The following is a 3,596-nucleotide window of genomic DNA, read 5'->3' on the forward strand; positions in this document are numbered from 1 at the left end:
GGGCATCGGCATCACCTCAGGAACTTCGGTCGTGCGGGCATGGCGTGTGCGACGTACAGGTCGTCGTAGCGCTCGACGACGCCGACCTCGACGAGACCGCCGCTACGGTCCGGACCGATGACCATCGTCATCCCGTCTCCCACGTCGAACAGGTCGACGTGGTTGCGTAGCGCGTGCCTGATCGAGTCCTCTGACAGGCCGTGCCGATAGGCGCTGTGAAGAACGATCGGATCGCCGTCCACGTCGACAAGTTAGCTTGCCAGTCGGCGCCCGGGCAAGCGGTCCGTCCATGCCGGCGGAGGGTGTGTCGACGGCTGGTCGCGTCGGGAGGTGCGTGGGTGCTCTGACCACGGGTGTCCGGGCGATCGGCTGTCGCGCGCCCGGCGGGTCGACCGTGCGGCGTGGTGCTGATCCACATCGAGAACGCCGCGCGCCCGCGCACCCCTTCGTCGACGACCGGGCTGTCGGTCGGTGCGCCGGCGGTGGCCTCGACGTGGGCCGGCCCGCCGACGGCCCATGCGCGACGCGACCGCGACCGGGGTGGTCACGTCGCGGTCGTCACGTGCTCGACGAGCCCGACCAGGTTGCCTTCGCTGTCGCGGACGAAGGCCTGCCACTCTGCCGAGCCTGCGGGGCCGAGGCTGTCGTCCTGGTGCTCGAAGATCACGTGGGGTTCGTTCTCGACGACCACGCCGTGTGCACGGAGCTGCTCGACTCTCCCTGGGAGGTCGGTGACCTCCAGGTAGAGGACGGACGACGGCGCCGCGAGGTCCAGCATCAGTCGAGTGTCCCCGACGGCGTAGAACAGCAACCCGGCGGGATCGACCCGGCCTGCCGGCTGCGTCCCGAGGAGCTCCGTGTAGAACGTCTGCGCGCGGTCGAGGTCGCCGGCGTGCTGTGCCACCTGTGCGATCTTCACTGTCACCTCGGTTCAGTAGTGATGCTACGTAATTGTCCATAGGGATGCTATATACAAGGCATGGGAGACACAAGAGCAGGGATGCTCGAGACCACTGCCGGGCAGTTGAACTCGAGTGCGACCCGGATCCTGCGGTGGCTCGGCGTCGTCGACCGTCGCGCAGGTCTGACGCCCGCGCGCCTCAGCGCGTTGTCCGTGCTCGTGTTCGGCGGTCCGACCACCCTGGGCCGGCTCGCGGCCTCGGAGGACGTGGCCGGCCCGACGATGACGCGGATCGTCGACGGGCTGGAGGCCCTGGGTCTGGCTCGACGGGACGCTCACCCCGACGACGCGCGAGCGGTGCTCGTGAGCGCCACTGCCGACGGAGACCAGCTGTTGCGGCGCGCGGCGTCCGCGCGGACAGCGACGATCGACGTGGCGCTCGACCGGTTGAGCCCCGATGACAGGGACGCCCTGGGGCGGGCCGGGCCCGCGATGCTCAGGCTCGTCGACGCCCTCGCGGAGACCGTGGGTCGGGACCGGCGTGCGTGACCGGAGGCCGGCCGTCTCGGGGGCGGCGGGGCAAGGTGGCCGACGTGTGCCGCGTGCTGCGGCAGGGCTGGCCGCGCAGGTGTGGATCCTCGACCGGAGGTGCTGGTGGTGGCACGGCGGTGACCGGTCCTGCCGGCACCGCCACCGGCGTGAAGGTGGGCGCGCAGGGCGAGGTCTGGCAGCATCCCGGCGATCGCGGCGAAGGGTGGAAGTGCGGGCGATGGTGATGACATCTGTGGTGACGAGGGCCCGCGCCGGTGCGTACCCCGGTGATGGCCGGCGAGCGACGAGGGGCGCGCCGTGAGGATCGGCGAGCTGGCCGCCGCGACGGGCGTGAGCGTCCGCTCGCTGCGCTACTACGAGGAGCAGCGCCTGCTCGCGCCCGCCCGGACGTCGGCCGGCCAGCGGGTCTTCGTCGCGCAGGACGTGGTCGTCGTCGCACGCATCCAGGAGCTCTTCTCCGCCGGCTTCTGCAGCTCCGTGGTCCGCGAGCTGCTGCCCGCGCTCGGTGCGCCGGAGCAGGACCCCGCACGCCTGCGCGCGGCCTTCGGGGCGGCCGTCGCGCGGCTCGAGGGCGAACGCGCGGCGGTCGACGCCGAGCTCGCGGCGCTGCGGTCGCTCGCGGCGCGGCTGGGGGTTGCCCCTGACACGCGTGTGAGGGCGCACGGTGGTCCGCATGACGCTCCCGCAGCCGCCCCGCCAGCTCCGACTGATCATCGAGACCGCCGACTTCGATGAGGCCGTGCGGTTCTACCGCGACGTGCTCGGTCTGCCCGAGCAGCCGGCGTTCGCGACCGCGGGCGACGACCGCGTGTCGATCCTGACCGTCGCGACGGCGACGATCGAGCTCGCGACGCCCGCGCACGCGCGGGCGGTCGACGAGGTCGAGGGTGCACCCGCCGCGGACGGCCCGACGCTGCGGCTCGCGCTCGAGGTGGCGGACACCGCGCAGGCTGTCGAGGCCGTGGCGGCGGCGGGGGTGCGGGTGCTGGCGCCGCCGACCACGACGCCGTTCCGCACCGTCAACGCTCGCGTCGCGGGGCCCGCCGGGTGGCAGGTGACGTTCTTCCAGGAGCTCGAGCCGCTCGACGAGCGGAGGGCGCGGGACGGGTTCGCGACGGACGACGTCCGTCCGCGGTAGGGGGTGCGCGCGACGCGTCACCACGTCCCCGACGCGCGGTTCATCCGAACGTGTGGCGGGCCTGCGCTGACCTGCACGGGGACCCCTGCGGTCGCGTTCCCACGCAGTCACCCGACGACCTTCGGGAAGTCATCACATCATTGACCGTCCGATTCGTCCGCCGCTAGCGTCGTACCCGTCCGATTAGTACGCAGTCCTTACATATTCGACGACGGGAGTCGAGATGTCTCGCAGCAGGACGCAGGGAAGATCGGCGGGGGACCAGGGGGAGCCGGGCGTCGCGGGGGGAGGGCGAGGTCCGGGGTGGTCGCGCGGCACCCGGCGGCGCGCGGTCGGCGCGGTCGTGGCGTCGCTCGCGCTCGTCGTCGCCGGCCTCGCGGCAGCCCCGGCCGCCAACGCCGCGGGCGGCGTCACCGTGACGTTCACGGCGCGCGACTCGTGGACCACCGGGCACGAGGTCGCCGTGACGGTGACCAACACAGGGACCACGAGCGTCGCGACGTGGTCCGTGGACTTCCGCCTGCCGGACGGCCGGGCGATCACGAGCTCGTGGGACGCCGACGTCACGCGCGACGGCCAGTCGTACCGCGCGAGCAAGAAGAGCTGGGCCGGTGCGCTCGCGCCCGGGGCGTCGCAGACCTGGGGCTACGTCGCCTCGGGCGCCTGGGCCGCGCCGACGTCCTGCACCGTCAACGGCGGCTCGTGTACCGGCGGCGGCGCGACCCCTACCCCGACCCCCACCACGACCCCGACGCCCACGGCGACACCCACCCCGACGCCCACGAGCAGCCCCACGCCCACGCCCACGACGCCGCCCCCGGGCGGGTCGAAGGTCGTCGGCTACTTCGCCGAGTGGGGCGTCTACGGCCGCAACTACCACGTGAAGGACGTCCAGACCTCGGGCTCGGCCGACCGGCTGACCCACATCCTCTACGCGTTCGGCAACACCACCGGCGGCCGCTGCTCGATCGGCGACTCCTACGCTGACTACGAGAAGGCCTACAC

Annotated in this window: 6 protein-coding genes; 4 read left to right on the forward strand and 2 right to left on the reverse strand. The window is 72.7% G+C overall.

Going from position 1 to position 3,596, the window contains the following annotated elements:
• Positions 1-11 precede the first annotated feature (11 nt).
• Both J7523_RS20015 and J7523_RS20020 read right to left on the reverse strand, forming a co-directional pair.
• Positions 12-242 carry a hypothetical protein gene (locus tag J7523_RS20015; protein WP_291890497.1) on the reverse strand — a complete coding sequence of 77 codons (231 nt, stop codon included), beginning with the start codon at positions 240-242 and terminating at the stop codon, positions 12-14.
• Positions 243-544: 302 nt separating this feature from the next.
• Positions 545-904 carry a VOC family protein gene (locus tag J7523_RS20020; RefSeq protein ID WP_363267413.1) on the reverse strand — a complete coding sequence of 120 codons (360 nt, stop codon included), beginning with the start codon at positions 902-904 and terminating at the stop codon, positions 545-547.
• Positions 905-1,000: 96 nt separating this feature from the next.
• Between J7523_RS20020 and J7523_RS20025 the strand changes: the two genes are divergently transcribed.
• The 4 genes from J7523_RS20025 to J7523_RS20040 all read left to right on the forward strand — a co-directional run.
• The gene (locus J7523_RS20025) at positions 1,001-1,450 is read left to right on the forward strand and encodes a MarR family transcriptional regulator (protein WP_291890501.1); all 450 of its coding nucleotides are present in this window, start codon (positions 1,001-1,003) and stop codon (positions 1,448-1,450) included.
• Between the two features lie 300 nt (positions 1,451-1,750).
• Positions 1,751-2,188, forward strand: a complete 438-nt coding sequence (locus J7523_RS20030; RefSeq protein WP_291890503.1) for a MerR family transcriptional regulator — start codon at positions 1,751-1,753, stop codon at positions 2,186-2,188.
• Complete coding sequence (locus J7523_RS20035; RefSeq protein ID WP_087510165.1) at positions 2,127-2,591, forward strand: VOC family protein; 465 nt, start codon at positions 2,127-2,129, stop codon at positions 2,589-2,591. Before J7523_RS20030 ends, J7523_RS20035 begins: the two co-directional genes overlap by 62 nt.
• Before the next feature lie 343 nt (positions 2,592-2,934).
• The coding region (locus J7523_RS20040; protein WP_291890507.1) for a cellulose binding domain-containing protein at positions 2,935-3,596 on the forward strand (662 nt) is incomplete at its 3' end.

Origin of the sequence: Cellulomonas sp., assembly GCF_017744555.1 — a bacterium.
In the GTDB taxonomy this organism is placed as follows: Bacteria; Actinomycetota; Actinomycetes; order Actinomycetales; family Cellulomonadaceae; genus Cellulomonas.